Here is a 15649-nt window from a genome sequence, read left to right on the forward strand (position 1 = left end):
CGCCAGAGCTGTGAATGACCAAGTTGCATCTTGATTATTTGGCGCCAGCGCGCAAGATGATTCTCGCGTTTTGATTTGGACGATTATTTTCAACCGGGGGAGTGTTATGGGTTTCATCAAATTTACCAAGGGCACCTCGTTGAGTGACAAGGACCGCAAGGCCCTGCAGAAGCTGCTCACCGACGAGAAGAAGAAGCTCCAGTCCGCACTGAAGGACGTCGACGCCAGCCTTTCGATGCTGGGCGGGAAGAAAAAGGCCAAGAAGAAGAAGTAAGATTCGTCGGCCGGGACGCTGCACGAATCTTCAGATTTCATTTTCAAGTTGGCCGCTCGCCTGTCGAGTTGGGGTCTCGCATAAGCTTGCGCCTGTAAACCGGCCAGCAATCGACAAGAATTTGCCGGAGTGGGCCGCTAGAAGCGGTTCGCTCAGTTGCTCTCTGGTCGCTTGATTCTTCGGTCAGGGCCGGATTTGGCCTCCACCTGACGCTATGGGCCCATTTGATGGCAGACGACGGAATTGAATTGTTTGTCGGACTGATCGAGAGCATTGACTCGCCGGGCGCGGTTGATGCGTGCCGGCGGCTGCTCTCGGTCGACGAACGAATCCGCGCTGACCGCTTCATGTTGGAGCGGCATCAGCGGCAATATATCTTCGCGCATGCGATGTTGCGCATGGCGCTCTCGTACGCGGCTCCCGATGTCGCGCCGACCGATTGGTCGTTTTCGACGGGCCGCTACGGGCGGCCCTTTGTCGCGGCGCCCAAGAGTTCGGCGCCGCTGCATTTCAGCCTGTCCCACGCCGACGGCTGCGTTGCTTGCGTCGTATCGAAGCATGAGGCGGTCGGTGTCGACGTTGAGACCGTATCGCGGCGCGTCGCGCCGCTGTCGACCGCGCTCCGATTCTTTGCGCCGGAAGAGGTCGAAACGCTGCGCTGCCTGCCGGAACGCGCTGCGATCGAGCGCTTCTTCGACTATTGGACGTTGAAGGAAGCCTATCTGAAGGCCAGAGGGTTTGGGCTCAATCTGCCGCTCGATGCATTTGCGATGCAGGTGTCGCGGGAGACGATCGAGATCAGCTTCAAGCCGGATATCGCCGACGATCCCGCCGGCTGGCGCTTCTCGCTGTGCTCGCCCTCACCCTCGCACCGCCTGGCGATCGCCGACGGCTCCCGCGCGGCCGGCGGCCTTCGCATCACCCGCAACGCTTGGCCGCTCCAGGAAGCGGCGGAGTGATGGTGGCGCGGCTGCGCGTCTTTCCCGCAATCTCGCGCAACCGCGATCCCCAGAAATATGTCGGCGAGCTGATGCGGGTGGCCGAGTTTGCCGACCGCAATGGGTTCGAAGGCATTTTGCTTTTCGAAGGCAACGACGTGTTTGTCGAGCCTTGGGCGATGGCCCAGCACATCATGGCAGCGACGACGCGATCTTCGCCGCTGATCGCCGTCAATCCGGTCTACATGCACCCGTTCACGGTGGCGAAGTTCGTGTCGTCCTTTGCGCAGCTCTACGGCCGCAAGATCTATCTCAACATGATCACGGGCACCGCGATCAGTGACTTGCAGGGGCTCGGCGACGAGCAGTCGCATGCCGACCGCTACGTCCGGCTCGGCGAGTTCGTCGCATTGATGCGTGAGCTGCTCGCGAGTCCGCGCCCGGTGAATGTCAACGGCCGGTTCTACCGCGCCAATAATCTGCAGCTGCGGCCGCGCCTGCCGGCCGAGCTGATGCCGGAATTTCTGATCGCGGGGCAATCGGAGGCGGCGCAGCGCGTCGCCGAGGAGACCGGCTGCATCAAGATGCAGATGCTGCCGCCCGACCTCGATCGTGGCCTCATCGCATCAGGAATGAATTTTGGAATCTTCGCACGCGAGAGCAGCGAGGAGGCACGGCAGGCGGCGAAAGCCCGCTTCCGCGACAATCCTGACGATCGCGAGCTGCTCGCGCTCACCGTAGAGAATTCGGATTCCGTCTGGAAGCGGCAGCTATATGAGGGCCAGAGCGGCGAGCTCGCCGACAATGGCTATTGGCTGCTGCCGTACCTCACCTTCCAGGCCGACTGCCCCTATCTCGTTGGCAGCCATGCCGAGATCGGCGCGAAGCTGGAGCAGTTTGCAGCGAAGGGCCTGACCACGGTCATGCTCGACATGGTCGCGGACGAGACCGAAATGCAGCACGTCTGCAAGGCGCTGGCCGCGAGCGGGATGTTCTAGTTTTTGTCCCTCGCCCCGCTTGCGGCAGGGCTATCGCATATGACCGAACAGGGCGAGGAGGAAGCTGTTGTCCCACCCCGCGCGCTTGATTTTGCGACGTATGGAGGTGGGGCCGGGGCAAGATTGAAGGATGTTGAGTGCGAGCCTGCGCAGGCGGGCGAGATTCTCCGGAGCATGGTCCAATCTCGCCCGGTTGCCATCCTCGTCGAAGTGGACGTCGAGCACCCAGTGCAATTGGTTCTCGATGGTCCAATGACTGCGCGTGACCTGCAGCAGCCGCTTGGCGGACATGAACTTGGAGAGCAGATAATAGCGCACGACCGGCGGATCGGCACGATTGCCCTGCAATTGCCTGCGCGAGGTGACGCGGCCGATCGCGACGACGCCCGGGAAGTCGTGGACGGCAGCCAAGCTGGTGTTGCGCATGATGGTTGCCCGGCGTGCTTCGCGCCGATCGTGGGTGGACGGCTCGACCTTCTTGGTTGTGCTGCGCTCGCCGGAGCGGGCAAACTGCGCGACCACGGTCTTGTACAGAGGTCCACGGTTGGCCTTGATCGCCAACACGTAGTCGCCACCGCGCTCGAGCACCGTCTTGGCCATCGCACGATGGCAATGCAGCGCATCGGCCGTGACGATGCTGCCTTTGAGCGACAGCAGTGCCAAGACCTCCAATGCTCCCTTGGTCTCGTTGCGGCCAGGAGCCTTCTGCTGGGCAAGGGACATGCGCGCTTCCACCGCCCAGACGTTGACCAGATGCAAAGGCTCGTAGCGCGAACCACGCTCGAAGGCGCCACGCAGCGCCTTGCCGTCGACCGCAACCACCCCGGTGAGATCGAGCCGGTTGGTCTTGGCAAACGCCGCCATGAAGCGGCGGAATGCCGCCTCGAAGGCCTCCGGGTCGAGCAAACGGAACACGCGGCTGAACGTATCGTGACTGGGAATCCCGTGCTCCAGGCGCAGAAACAGCCGCAGCAGCTCTTCCTTGGCCTGCCCAAACTCCGCCATGTCCGAACAGGTCTCTGCTCCGCAAAGCACCGCAGCCAAGGCGATGACCAATACCTCCAGCAGATCGTGTCGTGCGTTCGCTGCACGCGGGTCCGACAATCGCCGAAATGCCTTCTTGAACTTTCCCATCCGACTCCCTCCGCCTTGTGGGAGTCGTTCTCAGAATCCATCTTACAAAACAACGCAATAGGGGTCGCAAATCCATATGCGATTCCCCTGCCGCTTGCGGGGAGAGGCAAAAGAGACCTCACCTTGCTTCTTCAAACCCCGCCAGCACCGAGGTCAGATTGGCGCCCAGTATATCCGAGAGATAGCCACCTTCCTGCACGAACACGGTCGGCAGGCCCATCTTCGCGATGGCCTGCCCGATGCGGCGGAAGCCGGGCGTGGTGACGGCGAGGCCCTTCAACGGATCGTGCTCGGAGGCATCGAGACCGAGCGCGATCACGAGGGCGCCGGGGGTAAAAGCCTCGATCGCCTTGCGCGCGACGTCCATCGCCTGGTTATAGCCATCGTCGCCGGTGCCGATCGCCAGCGGAATGTTGAGATTGGCGCCGAGGCCGGCCCCCTCGCCGCGCTCATGCGCATAGCCCCACACGAAGGGATAATAGGCGGTCGGATCGGCGTGGATCGAGATCGTGTAGACATCCGGCCGCGCGTAGAAGATTCCTTGCGTGCCGTTGCCGTGGTGGACGTCGACATCGAGGATCGCAACGCGCTCGTGCTTCAGCCGCAGATGTGCCGCGGCAATCGCGCTGTTGTTGAGGAAGCAGAAGCCGCCGGCCATGTCGCGATAAGCATGATGACCGGGCGGACGGCAGAGCGCGTAAGTCGCATCTTCACCGTCCATCACCATCTGCGCCGCCGTGACCGCGACATCCGTCGCCGCGCAGGCCGCGGCCCAGGTGCCCGGGCCGATCGGCGCTGCGGTATCGGCGGTGTGCCAGCCGAGCTTGCCGACAATGTGGGTGGGATAGGTCGCGGCATGACGCACTGGATGGATGTTACCGATCATCTCCGGGCCGGAATCGCCGAGCGCGGTCCAGGCGTCCCAGGCTTCGCTCAGGAACGACAGATATTCCGGGCTGTGAATACGGGCGCGCGGGCCCTGCCCGAATGTGGCCGGCTCGACCAGTTGATGCTTGCCGTCCTTCAATCCCTTGAGCAGACGATCGGCGCGCTCAGGCTGCTCGGTGGTGCGCTTGACGACGCCGCGAACCAGGAAGAATTGCGGATCGTGGCTGCGATGCAGTTCGGTATGGACGGCTTTCACTCAAACACTCCGTGGTCGCTTTTGACGATGCCACAGATTGTCTTGATCCCTGCAGCCGCCGGAAGCAAGCAAGAAGAATGCCGCCCTCGTGGCACCGCCCTGCGCGAAAAGCAGGTCGCCTCTGAATTGCTCAGCAGCGGCCACGCTGGAGACAGTGCTCGCGGCCCTGCTGGTCGGTACGGAAGGATTCGATGAAGCCGCCCTGGCGCTGGGTGACGAAGACGGTCTTGCCGTCGCTGCCGCCGAAGGCGAGATTGGTCGGCTCCTTGGCCTTGAGCGCAATCTCGCGCTCGACTGCACCATTGGGCTTCATCAGCGCGATCGTGCCCTTGAGAATGCGCGCGATGTAGAGGCGGCCGGCGACGTCGGTGCGCAGGCCGTCGATGGTGTCGGGCTGGAACGCCTTGACCAGTTTCGCGTCGATCAGCTCGTTGCCACGGATGCTGTAGGACCAGACCTGGCCATTGCTGGATTCGCCGACATAGAGCGTCTTGCCGTCGGGGCTGAGATCGATGCCGTTGGTGGTACCCATCGCGCGCGGCGCTGGCATGATCTGCCCTTGCACCGAGCCGTCGGCGGCTTTCGCAATGCGCCAGATGTGGCCTTCGCGGCCCTTCCAATTCGGATCGCTCGCATAGATCGTGCCATCGCGGGCGACCGTGATGTCGTTGGGCTGGCTCATCTCGTCGGAGTGAAACCAGACGCCGGGTTCGGTGCCGCCTTTCGGGATCGCAAAGATGTTGTGCTTCTTGTAGTCGGCGATCAACATCGTGCCGTTGCGATCGAAGCGAATGGCGTTGCCGACGCTGCCCTCGGGCAGCTGCGTGAAGGCTTCCGAGGCCGCACCACCCGCGGGCAATCTACCGATCGTGCCGGGTTTGCCGAAATTGACGACAAAGAGGTTGCCATCGAGATCGGCGGCAGGCCCTTCAATACCGAAGGTGTATTCGCTCGCAGGCGTGACCTGCACACTTTCGAACAGTTTCGTTTCGGCTGCCGCCAGCGGCGCGGCAACGGCGAGCAGAAGGCTACTGCACAGGCACCAGAAATTCCTGCCGGATGTAATAGCCATCGTCGTCGCTGCACTCGCCATTCAGGTAAGGATCGGCCGGCCGGAAAAACCGGCTGAAACCCGGTTTGTCTACAGCGTTCCTTTGTGTCACGACGACGACCTTGGCGGCCGGTATTTCGCCGCATTCCTTGTTCGTCTTGCTGAAAAACTTGCGCTGCGGCAGACCGGGCTTGATACGCATCGGCGTTCCCGGAACCATCTTCGCGACGAACAGGTCAGCGGTATTGAGCAGAGCTGCGTAACCGGGCTCGGTCTTCGGCAGGCTCTCGCCGCCGGGCGGCATCAGCTTCTCCGCGCCGATACCGCGCAGCCGCGTGCGCAGCTTGCCGGACGCCGGATCGCCCGGATAAATCCAGCCGTCCTGCGACAGCATGAAACGGAGCATGGTCGCGTCCTTTTCTGCATCGGACTGACCGGCCTTCAGGCCGAAATCGGAATGGCAGCCGACGCAATGCTTTTCGACGAGGTTTTTGCGCAAGCTGGTGAGCCGGATCTTGTTCTGTGCGTCCTTGGCGACGAAGGAGGCAAGCTGGTCGATCAGCGCCTGGCTGCGCGTATCGCAGGGCAGCGGCGGCGACGGATCGCCCTCGGCGCGATCGATGCGGATGACGGTCTGGTTCTTGTCCTCGACCAGCCAGATCGCACCGTCCTCCGCGACAGTCATGCCGACGGGGGCGCCTTGCGGCCGCGCGCCATTGACGCGGTGCCAGCCTGCGATCAACTCCTCGAACGGTGCGGCGGCGACATCGCCGGCGTCGGTCTGAAAATTGTGGGTCGGATCGGCCGCACAACTGACATGGTAGCGCACCGGGGCCGGAGCGGACTTTGGAAAACCGTGGTCGTCGACATCGTAGACGAGGATGCGACTGCCAGTCGGGCGATAGCCATGCAGGCCGACCAGCAGCTTGCCTTCCAGCTCCGGAAATTTCGCCCCGTGATAATACAGCATCGCGAGCGGTGCACCGTGCGGCGGCAACAGCGAGAACGGCGGCTTATAGAGCGCATTGGCCGAGCACAGCGATTTGTACACGCCGGATTGCAGCACGAGCCTGAACTCGGGGCTCGGCGTCGACAGGTCGTAACAATAGGGCCAGCCGTAATGCCTGCCCTGCTCGATCGCGTTGATCTCCTCGTTCGGCTTGAAGATATCGGGCAGGTCGCGGCCGTTCTCTCCTTGCAGGAAGGCGTAGCCCGCGTCCGGGAAATTCGGATGCAGCGCCAGCGCCATCGAATTGCGCAGGCCCCGCGCGTAAATCGTATGGGGTGGATCGGGATCGTTCGGCCTCAATGCCGGGAAGACGCCGCGTGATGGCGGTGTGAACAGCCAGATTGCAGCCATCGCGGAGGCGCCTTCGGCCGCGGCGCATGGCCTCGTGATCGGCGCCGGCGTGATGCAATCGTCGCTATGGGCGCCGACATTGACGAACAGCCGCCCGTTGCGATCGAACACGAACTGCTTGAGCGGATGTGCGGCCTCGTCGAGCTTGGTCCCATCCGGCAGAGTGATGCGGCGGCCCGGCATGTGACGGATGATGGTCTCGACCGTGCCGCGCGGATTGTCCGCGAGCGGATCAAACCGGAAGATGGTCTCGGCGGTCGAGGCGTAGAGTTTCTTGTCCGGACCGATCACGAGGCCGAACGGATATTCGATCCCGGTCAGGAGCTCCTTGAACCGCTGGCCGCCGGCCGCGCGTGGATCCAGCAGAAGCAGCCGGCCATCGGCGTGGCCCCAACCGCCCATGTCGGCGACAACGAACAGGTCACGGCCGGGCACCTGGATGATCGACCGCGGAAATTTGAGATGGTCCTCCTCGCTGGCAACGAGGCCGGCGCAAAAGCCCGCCTTCATGTCGATCCGGAGCTTGGGAAAGGCGAGATCGCCGCTGCCGCAGGTTTCCGCTCCCACCGCGTAGCCGCTTTTCCTCACCGGTTCGGACACGGCGGGCGAGGCAAGACCGAGAATGATTGCGGCCAAGGTGGCGATACCTGCACGCAAGCTTCGCCGTCCATCCTGGAATGTGAGCTGATTCACAGCGGCTCCCCCGACTTTCGGTCGAAGGTTGTTCCATGCCGTGCAGGCCCCGTCCAGTTGGACATCACCGGCCTGTGATCAAACCCGAAGGACGCGTGATGCCGACCAACCTCCGTAGATTCCCTTACCGGGCTTGGCCCGAATATTTTTCGATCGTTTCGGGTGGTACCGATATGCCGTCCAAACCGCTTTCCAGAGGAGGCGTCTATGGTTCAGATGTATTTCCACTGCTCGAATGCCGAAGGCACGCTGATCGATCGCTACGGCACCGCAGTCGCCAATCTGACCGAGGCGCGCGACCGCGCCGCCCAGATCATGCGCTCGATGATCGAGACGCCCGGCGCAGAAGACTGGCGCGATTGGGTGATCCATATCAGCGACGACGACGGCGAGGAAATATTCGATCTCCCCTTCACCGCCATGCTCGGCAAACCCCATTGAGGTGATGCCATGTTCGCTTCATTGACCCTGCTCCGCCAGCCCTTCACCTTCGTCGCCAGCAAATGGCAGAAATTGGTACAGATCGCGGGCAACCCTTATCGTCCCGAACTGCACTACATGCGTGGCCCTGGCCCGAAATGGCACGCCAAATATCAGGCCAGCCGACTGAACCGCGGGCTCTGAGTTTCTGCGGCCTTCGCCACCCTTTCCTGAAAATTAGCCTCTCCATTCGTCATGCCCGGGCTTGTCCTGGCTTGTCCCGGGCATCCACGTTTTTGGCCTCTGCATGAAAGAACGTCGATGGCCGGGACAAGCCCGGCCATGACGACGAACAAGCGTGCCCTACCTCACCTACCGGTAAACTTCGCCTTGCGCTTCTCGACGAAGGCATTGCGGCCTTCGATGGCGTCGGCGCTGGTGCGGATGGTGGCCTGAAGCTCGATTTCGCGGCGGAACTGCGCTTCGTAGCTGGTATGCTCGCTCTCCTCGACGAGGCCACGGGTGGCGACCAGGGCCCGGGTCGGGCCATCGGCCAGACGGCGGGCCAGCGTCAGCGCTTCCTCCATCAGCTTTGCGTCGTCGACGACCTGGCGCACCAAGCCGATCTCCTGGGCGCGCTCCGCCGTCAGCGGCTCGTTCAACAGCATGAGCTCGAGCGCGCGTTGCCGGCCGATCAGCCGCGGCAGCAGCCAGGTCGAGCCGAGATCGGGCACCAGCGCGATGCGGCTGAACACCTGAATGAAACTGGCCGACCGCGCCGCAACAATCATGTCACCGGCCATCGCGAGGCTGAAGCCACCGCCGGCCGCGACGCCATTGACGGCAACCACGACAGGCACGCGGCATTCGCGCAGCGCTTTGAAAGCCGGCCAGTAGAACCGCATCACGCCGGCCGCGAGGTCCTCGCCCAGCGCTCCCGCTGCCTTCAAATTCTGTCCTGAGCAAAAACCGCGCCCGGCGCCGGTGAGGACCAGCGCTCGGACCTCCTCATCTCCAGTCATTTCGGCGACAGCGGCGGCGAGCGCACCGAGCAGGTTCGGCGTCATCGCATTCAGGCTTGCCGGCTCGTCGAGCGTCAAGATCCCGACGGCGCCATCCCGCGCCTGTTTCACACCTGCCATGTCGCGTCTCCCTTTGGTCTCGTTCGCGTCAATGTGCCATTCTTCGCATGCTCCGCCAATTGCAGAGCTTCAAGGTCAACGCAACGAAGCCAAGCAGAAGACAAGCACAAGCGACATCATGCCTCATCAATTCAGCCTCAACCAAACCGTCCGCAAGCCCGCCGTCACATCCAAGGGCGGCATCGTTGCTTCACAATCGCGGCGGGCGGCCGAGGTGGGCGCGCAGGTGCTGGCGGCGGGCGGAGACTGCGTCGACGCAATCGTGGCGACCACCTTTGCGCTGAACGTGCTCGAGCCCTGGAACAGCGGCATCGGCGGCGGCGGCGCGATGGTGCTCTACCGCGCCAAGGACAATCGCACGGAGGTGATCGACTACGGCATGTGCGCACCACAGAGCCTGCGCGCGGCCGATTATCCCATCACCGGAGACCGTGTCGCTTCCGACCTGTTTCCCTGGCCGCGAGTGAAGGACGATCGCAACGTTCACGGTCCCGGCTCGATTGCGGTGCCCGGAGTCGTCGCCGGCATGGAGGAGGCGCACCGCCGCTACGCCACTATGCCGTGGAAAGACCTGGTTGCTCCAGCCGCAGCGCTCGCGGGCGAAGGCCTGCTCGTCGACTGGTGGACCACACTGACGATCGCGGGTGCGGCGACGGATCTTCGGCGTTATCCGGCAAGCGCGGCAGCCTTTTTGAAGGACGGCCTGCCGCCAAGCGCGCCCTGGAGCATCGAGGCCGAGACGCGATTGCCACAGGACAATTTGAAGGCGACGCTGTTGCACCTCGCCGAGGCCGGACCGCGTGATTTCTATCAGGGCGATCTCGCCAAGAGCATCGCGTCCGACGTCAAGGCCGATGGCGGCTCGCTGTCGGTCGAGGACCTCGCCGTATTCCGCGCGCATCTGCGCGAGCCGCTGACAATCCCCTATCGCGACGGCAAGGTGTATGCGACCCCGGAGCTGACGGCCGGCCCGACCATGGCGCATGCGCTGCGCCTGTTGCAGCAGAGTTTGAAGCCGGCCGGCACGCCGGATGCGGCCGCCTATGTCGAATACGCGCTCACCTTGCAGGCGGCCTTCCGCGAGCGGCTCAAGGACATGGGCGATGCCGACGGCAAGCGCTCGCTCGGCGCCGAATATCTCGCGCCCGCCTGCACCACGCACTTTTCCGTAGTCGACCGCCACGGCAACATCGCGGCGGTGACACAGACGCTGCTCTCGTCGTTCGGCTCGAAATATGTGACGCCGCACAGCGGCATCGCCATGAACAACGGCATCATGTGGTTCGATCCGACGCCCGGCACCACCAACTCGCTCGCACCTGGCAAGCGCTGCCTCTGCAACTACACGCCCGTCATCGCCGAGACCCGGGACGGCAAGCGCCTCGCGGTCGGCGCGTCCGGCGGCCGGCGCATCCTGCCTTCGGTGATGCAGCTGGTGTCCTTTGCGATGGATTTCGGCATGGACCTCGATGCCGCCGTTCATCAGCCCCGCATCGATTGCAGCGAAGGCGCAATCGTGCTCGGCGATGCCCGCCTGCCTGCCGAAGTCCGCGAAGTCCTGGCCGCGCGCTTCGACTATCAGGAGAGCCGGGTGCAGGCCTTGCCGCAAAAGTTCGCTTGCCCGAGCGTGGTGATGCGCGATGGCGACGTCAACTCCGGCGCGGTCGAGATCTTCCAGCCCTGGGCCGACGCGGTGGCGGAGGCCTGAACGCCACTACTCCTCCATATTTGCGCGCGACACCACGATCGATGTCCATCGAACGGACAGATGCGTGCCTTAAAGGAGATAATTAGGATGAAGACGCTTGTGCTCGCCGCAACATTGACCATCGCGGCCGGCTTCACGATGCCCGGCGCGGCATTCGCCAGGGGTGGTCACGGGGGTGGCCACGGTCATGGCCACGCGATGGGCCATCACCACCACGGCACGCCCCCCGGATGGTCGCATGGACGCAAGGTCGGCTGGCGCGGTCGCGGATGCCCGCCAGGCCTGTGGAAGCAGGGCCGCTGCTGATATCCAATCTTTCAATCATGCAAGGCGTCGCTCCCTTATGGAGCGGCGCTTCTTCAAATGCCGAGCCGGTCGCGCACGCGCCCCGCAATCACGGCGGTGGTCACGCCCACCGGCCAGAACGCGTGCATCGGGATCGGCTTGATGCCGGTGATGGGCATGTCGATCTCGGCCTTGACGCCACCGATCAGCCGACGCGCGAGCTGCGCGCCCATTGCGGTCGAGAGCGCGACGCCGCGGCCGTTGCAGCCGAGCGAGATCAGGATGGTCTCCGCAGGCTCGTGCACATGCGGATAGTGGTCCTTGGTGATCGCGAGCCGGCTGTTCCAGCCATGGGTCCAGGCGACGCCCTTGAGCTGCGGCCAAAGCCGTTCGGCGTAGCGAATCAGATAGGCAACGTCGTTCGGTGAGTTGATCCAGCGCATCGGGCCGCGGCCGCCCATCAGGAGGCGGTTGTGCTGGTCGATGCGGTAATAGACAGTGATATGGCCGCTTTCGTAAAGAACGGGTCGCGTCGGCATGATCGAGCGGGCGACGTCGTCGGAAAGCGGCGCGGTCGCCGCGATCGAGGAGAATACCGGCACGATGGTGCGCCGGAGCGCGGGCCAGAGATCGTCGGTAAAGCCATTGGTGGCGAGCAACACCTTGTCCGCATGCACGATTGCGCGCGGCGTCTCGATGCACCAACGCAAGCCGTCGCGGCGCAGCGACAGCGCCGGCGTTCCGCCATGCACCTTCGCACCTGCCGAGATCGCGGCGCGCGCGAGGCCACGGGCGTAGCTGAGAGGATGCAAGTCACCGCCGCGGGTGTCGAGCATGGCGCCGATGTAGCGATCGGTGCCCGTCATCTCGCGAAGCTGCTCGCGGTTGAGATACGTCACCGGCATGCCGCGGCGAATGCATTGCTGGGCGGTCTCTTCAATCGCGGCAGCGCTCGCTTCATTATAGGCCGCGCGCAGCGTGCCGTTCTGCCGCGCCTCACAAGGAATCTGATAGCGGCGGATCAGATCATGCGTGAAATTCGCGGTGCCGTAAGAGAAGTCGATCATGCGGCGGCCGAACTCGGCGCCGAAGTCGGCCTCGATCTGATCCGGATCGTGCTTCAGGCCGGGATTGGTATGGCCGCCGTTGTTGCCGGACGCGCCCCAACCGGGCTCCTGCGCCTCCAGCACCAGCGTCTCGACGCCCTGCTCGGCCAGATGCAACGCCGTGGACAGACCGGTGTAGCCGCCGCCGACGATCGCGACGGAGACCGTCTTGTCCGTATCGAGCGGCGGCGTGGCCACCGGCGCGACGGCGGTGTCGGCATAGAGCGAGGGCGGCAGAGGCAGGCGCGTCATGATGGAAGACCGATCAAAGCGGATGCAGCACGCGGCGCAAAAAGTCCTGCGTGCGCGGATGCTGAGGTTGGTTGAGCAGCGTTTTCGCCGCTCCCTGCTCGACGATGACCCCGCCATCGATGAACAGCACACGATCGGCGACGTCGCGGGCAAAACCCATTTCGTGGGTCACGACGATCATGGTCATGCCCTCGTCGGCGAGCTTGCGCATGACGCCGAGGACGTCGCCGACGAGCTCGGGATCGAGCGCCGAGGTTGGCTCGTCGAACAGGATGGCTTTGGGCTGCATCGCCAACGCCCGCGCGATCGCAACGCGCTGCTGCTGGCCGCCGGAGAGCTGCGGCGGATGCACGTCGGCCTTCTCCGCGAGCCCGACCCGGGCCAGCAACGTACGGCCGCGATCGAGCGCCTGCGCGCGCGGCTCCTTCTTCACGAACAGCGGCCCCTCGATGACGTTCTCGAGCACTGTTCGATGCGGAAACAGGTTGAAGCGCTGGAACACCATCGAGACCTGAGTTCGGATCGATACGATCGACGGCGCATCACGGTCGACCTTCAGGCCCTCGACGCTGATCTCGCCACGATCATAGCTTTCGAGACCGTTGATACAGCGCAGGATGGTGGACTTGCCGGAACCGGATGGCCCGATGATGCAGACCACTTCGCCTTTCTGCACGGAAGCCGTGATGCCCTTGAGCACCTCGACCTTGCCAAAGCTCTTGTGGACGTCGTTCAGCTCGATCATCGCTTGCCGGCCCGCTTCTCGAAGTGACGGACCAGCAGGATCAGCGGGATGCTCATGGTGAGATACATCAGCGCCACCAGCGTGAACACGTTGGTGTTCTTGAAGGTCGAGGACGCGATCAACTTGCCTTGCAGCGCCAGCTCGGCGACCGTGATGGTCGAGGCCTGCGACGAGTCCTTCAGCATCATGATCATGACGTTACCGTAGGGCGGCAGCACGATGCGCACCGCCTGCGGCAGCACCACGCGGCGCATGGTGAGCCACCAACCCATGCCGATCGACTGCGCCGCCTCGATCTGGCCCTTGTCGATCGCCTCGATGCCGGCGCGGAAATTCTCGGCCTGATAGGCCGAGTAGGCAATGCCGAGCCCGAGGATCGCGGCTTGTAACGCGCTCAGCGTAACGCCCAGATCGGGCATCACGAAGTAGAGATAGAACAGCAGCACGATGATCGGGATGCCGCGGATCACGTTGATCAGGCTGGCACTGAGCATCGACAGCGCCTTGATGCCGGACACCCGCATCATCGCCCAGATCAAGCCAAGCACTGTCGAGAGCAACAGCGAGCCGATGGTGACGATGATCGTCAGCGCGACGCCGTTCATCAGGATCGGGAAGAACTCGGCAGCGTCGTGCCAGAAGCCTTTCATCGGAGAGCCTGTAGTCAGCCTCTATCAGCCCTGAGCCTTCAGGCCCCATTTGTCGAGGATCTTGTCGATGGTGCCGTTGGCCTTGAGCTTTGCGAGCGAAGCGTTGATCTTGCCGAGCAGCGCGGCCTCGCCCTTGCGCACGCCGATGCCGACCGAGCCGACGGTGACGGGCTTGTAGCCGTCGACGAGGCGCACCTCGGGAAAGCCGCCCTGCTTCAGATTGTAGGCAAGGATCGGATAGTCGGCGTAGCCGGCCTTGAGGCGGCCGGTGTTCACGTCGCGCAGGATGTCGGGAATGGTGTCGTAGGCCTTCACGTCGGCGAACAGGCCGGACTTCTTCAGCGCGTCGACGAAGGCGGTACCGACCTGGGCCCCGACCGTGTCGCCCTTCAGATCATCCTGCGTGGCATAGGCTTTCGAGTCGCTCTTCGGCACCACCAGGCCTTCGCCATAAGTGTAGATCGGATCGGAGAAATCGACGACCTCTTTGCGCGGTGCCGTGATGAACATCGCGGCCGCAATGATGTCGATCTTGCTCGACGTCAGCGACGGGATCAGCGCCGAGAACTGCATCGGCTCGATCTGCACGTTGAAGCCGGCGTCCTTGCCGATTTCGGTGATGAGATCGACCATGATGCCCTGAATGGAGTTGGTCTTGGTGTCGAGGAAGGTGAAGGGAATGCCGGTCGGCGTCGAGCCGACCTTCAGCACCTGCTGCGCGGATGCCGGCGTCACCGCGGCAATTGCGAGTGCCGCGACTGCGGCCAGACCAAAACGCTTCATCGCATCCCCCTTCGGGCCGGGCCGATGGCGGCGCTCGTGCGTGTCGTGATCAAACGTTGCGCGCCAAGCCGTTTCGGCCTATTTTCACTAATATGAAAATTTGGTCACACTTTCGCAGCCGATGCAAGTGGTTTTCATGCACATGAAGGAAGCGGTTTGACGTGAGCGGTGGCAAAAGAATGCGCAAACCGGCCGCGGCAAAGCCGGCCAGGAAAGCAGCGAAGAACGAGAGGGCCAAAGCCGCCGAGCCCGCGATGGACGTCGCGGTCGGCCGCCGTATCAGGGATCTCAGGCGTGTCAGGCAGTTCTCGCTCGAATCGGTCGCAGCACGCACGGAGCTTTCGATCGGGTTCCTCAGCCAGATCGAGCGCGGCCTGTCGTCGCCATCGCTGCGCGTGCTGGCTACGCTCGCCGACGTGCTTGGCGTCGGCATCGCCGCCCTGTTCGGCGCGAGCCCAAGCGCCGACGGAGCCACCGACCGGGTGGTGACGCGCGGGCTGCAGCGGCCGGAACTGAAACTTTGGCGGACCGGCGTCTCAAAACAATTGTTGAGCCCTGCGAGTGCCGACAGCAAGCTGAACCTGTTCCTTGTGCATCTGGAGCCCGGCGGCTCAACTGGCGACGAACTCTACACTCACGATGGCGAAGAGGCCGGCCTCGTACTCGAAGGCGAGATGATGCTGACCGTGGACAGCGAGACCTGGTCGCTGAAGACCGGCGACAGCTTTCGCTTTGCAAGCCGGCGGCCGCACCGGTTTTCCAATCCGGCGCAGGATGCGAAGGCCGTGGTGCTGTGGGTGAATTGCATGACGGGGGCGTAAGCCTCTCTGCTTCCACGCACACTCCCCCCCGTCATCCTGATGTGTGAGGCGTGGGACGCAACGCGTTCCACGGGGAGCCTCGAAGGATGCACGGCCCCGATAGAGCCGGGCCATCGCCCTTCGAGGGCCGCTGAAGAAGCGGCCA

General features: G+C 63.6%; 17 protein-coding genes. 8 read left to right on the forward strand and 9 right to left on the reverse strand.

Annotated features, from left to right (window positions below):
- Nucleotides 1-106 precede the first annotated feature (106 nt).
- The 3 genes from ACWAT4_RS33410 to ACWAT4_RS33420 all read left to right on the forward strand — a co-directional run bounded on the left by ACWAT4_RS33410 (nucleotide 107) and on the right by ACWAT4_RS33420 (nucleotide 2210).
- A complete protein-coding gene (locus ACWAT4_RS33410) occupies nucleotides 107-274 on the forward strand; it encodes a hypothetical protein (protein ID WP_212426903.1) in 168 nt (55 codons plus the stop codon).
- Nucleotides 275-501: 227 nt separating this feature from the next.
- Nucleotides 502-1233, forward strand: a complete 732-nt coding sequence (locus ACWAT4_RS33415) for a 4'-phosphopantetheinyl transferase family protein (protein ID WP_212426902.1) — start codon at nucleotides 502-504, stop codon at nucleotides 1231-1233.
- Entirely contained in the window at nucleotides 1230-2210 is a 981-nt protein-coding gene (locus tag ACWAT4_RS33420) for an LLM class flavin-dependent oxidoreductase (RefSeq protein WP_212426901.1), read from the forward strand. The genes ACWAT4_RS33415 and ACWAT4_RS33420 overlap by 4 nt, the downstream gene beginning before the upstream one ends.
- Before the next feature lie 30 nt (nucleotides 2211-2240).
- On the opposite strand, the gene ACWAT4_RS33425 is transcribed toward ACWAT4_RS33420, so the two are convergent.
- The 4 genes from ACWAT4_RS33425 to ACWAT4_RS33440 all read right to left on the reverse strand — a co-directional run bounded on the left by ACWAT4_RS33425 (nucleotide 2241) and on the right by ACWAT4_RS33440 (nucleotide 7592).
- Entirely contained in the window at nucleotides 2241-3344 is a 1104-nt protein-coding gene (locus tag ACWAT4_RS33425) for an ISAs1 family transposase (RefSeq protein ID WP_212428606.1), read from the reverse strand.
- 118 nt (nucleotides 3345-3462) lie between these two features.
- The gene (locus ACWAT4_RS33430) at nucleotides 3463-4488 is read right to left on the reverse strand and encodes a histone deacetylase family protein (RefSeq protein ID WP_449729101.1); all 1026 of its coding nucleotides are present in this window, start codon (nucleotides 4486-4488) and stop codon (nucleotides 3463-3465) included.
- Between the two features lie 130 nt (nucleotides 4489-4618).
- Nucleotides 4619-5560 (reverse strand): SMP-30/gluconolactonase/LRE family protein, encoded by a 942-nt coding sequence (locus tag ACWAT4_RS33435; RefSeq protein WP_212299986.1) that lies wholly within the window; start codon nucleotides 5558-5560, stop codon nucleotides 4619-4621.
- Entirely contained in the window at nucleotides 5517-7592 is a 2076-nt protein-coding gene (locus ACWAT4_RS33440) for a PQQ-dependent sugar dehydrogenase (protein ID WP_449729102.1), read from the reverse strand. Before ACWAT4_RS33440 ends, ACWAT4_RS33435 begins: the two co-directional genes overlap by 44 nt.
- A 207-nt stretch (nucleotides 7593-7799) precedes the next feature.
- On the opposite strand from ACWAT4_RS33440, the gene ACWAT4_RS33445 reads away from it, so the two are divergent.
- On the forward strand, nucleotides 7800-8033 hold the full coding sequence (locus tag ACWAT4_RS33445; RefSeq protein ID WP_187437037.1) for a DUF6894 family protein: 234 nt from the start codon (nucleotides 7800-7802) through the stop codon (nucleotides 8031-8033).
- A 9-nt stretch (nucleotides 8034-8042) separates the two neighbouring features.
- The gene (locus ACWAT4_RS33450) at nucleotides 8043-8216 is read left to right on the forward strand and encodes a hypothetical protein (RefSeq protein ID WP_212299988.1); all 174 of its coding nucleotides are present in this window, start codon (nucleotides 8043-8045) and stop codon (nucleotides 8214-8216) included.
- A 164-nt stretch (nucleotides 8217-8380) separates the two neighbouring features.
- Here the strand turns inward: ACWAT4_RS33450 and ACWAT4_RS33455 are convergent, their stop codons facing one another.
- On the reverse strand, nucleotides 8381-9154 hold the full coding sequence (locus ACWAT4_RS33455; protein WP_449729103.1) for an enoyl-CoA hydratase-related protein: 774 nt from the start codon (nucleotides 9152-9154) through the stop codon (nucleotides 8381-8383).
- A 118-nt stretch (nucleotides 9155-9272) separates the two neighbouring features.
- Here ACWAT4_RS33455 and ACWAT4_RS33460 point away from each other — a divergent pair, with 118 nt between their 5' ends.
- Both ACWAT4_RS33460 and ACWAT4_RS33465 read left to right on the forward strand, forming a co-directional pair.
- Nucleotides 9273-10862: a gamma-glutamyltransferase family protein gene (locus tag ACWAT4_RS33460; RefSeq protein ID WP_212299990.1), complete on the forward strand. Its 1590-nt coding sequence runs from the start codon at nucleotides 9273-9275 to the stop codon at nucleotides 10860-10862.
- Between the two features lie 87 nt (nucleotides 10863-10949).
- On the forward strand, nucleotides 10950-11168 hold the full coding sequence (locus ACWAT4_RS33465; protein ID WP_449729104.1) for a hypothetical protein: 219 nt from the start codon (nucleotides 10950-10952) through the stop codon (nucleotides 11166-11168).
- 53 nt (nucleotides 11169-11221) lie between these two features.
- On the opposite strand, the gene ACWAT4_RS33470 is transcribed toward ACWAT4_RS33465, so the two are convergent.
- From ACWAT4_RS33470 to ACWAT4_RS33485, 4 genes are read right to left on the reverse strand one after another with little or no spacing between them, the layout of a single operon-like run.
- Nucleotides 11222-12505, reverse strand: coding sequence for an NAD(P)/FAD-dependent oxidoreductase (locus ACWAT4_RS33470; RefSeq protein ID WP_249154692.1), 1284 nt, complete (start codon nucleotides 12503-12505; stop codon nucleotides 11222-11224).
- Nucleotides 12506-12518: 13 nt separating this feature from the next.
- A complete protein-coding gene (locus tag ACWAT4_RS33475; protein WP_449729105.1) occupies nucleotides 12519-13250 on the reverse strand; it encodes an amino acid ABC transporter ATP-binding protein in 732 nt (243 codons plus the stop codon).
- Nucleotides 13247-13900 carry an amino acid ABC transporter permease gene (locus ACWAT4_RS33480; RefSeq protein WP_194406317.1) on the reverse strand — a complete coding sequence of 218 codons (654 nt, stop codon included), beginning with the start codon at nucleotides 13898-13900 and terminating at the stop codon, nucleotides 13247-13249. The genes ACWAT4_RS33475 and ACWAT4_RS33480 overlap by 4 nt, the downstream gene beginning before the upstream one ends.
- A gap of 24 nt (nucleotides 13901-13924) precedes the next feature.
- Nucleotides 13925-14683 (reverse strand): ABC transporter substrate-binding protein, encoded by a 759-nt coding sequence (locus ACWAT4_RS33485; protein WP_212446036.1) that lies wholly within the window; start codon nucleotides 14681-14683, stop codon nucleotides 13925-13927.
- 179 nt (nucleotides 14684-14862) lie between these two features.
- Between ACWAT4_RS33485 and ACWAT4_RS33490 the strand changes: the two genes are divergently transcribed.
- Nucleotides 14863-15504: a helix-turn-helix domain-containing protein gene (locus ACWAT4_RS33490; protein ID WP_212299994.1), complete on the forward strand. Its 642-nt coding sequence runs from the start codon at nucleotides 14863-14865 to the stop codon at nucleotides 15502-15504.
- Nucleotides 15505-15649: the final 145 nt, after the last annotated feature.

The organism is Bradyrhizobium sp. T-1, from assembly GCF_053592855.1.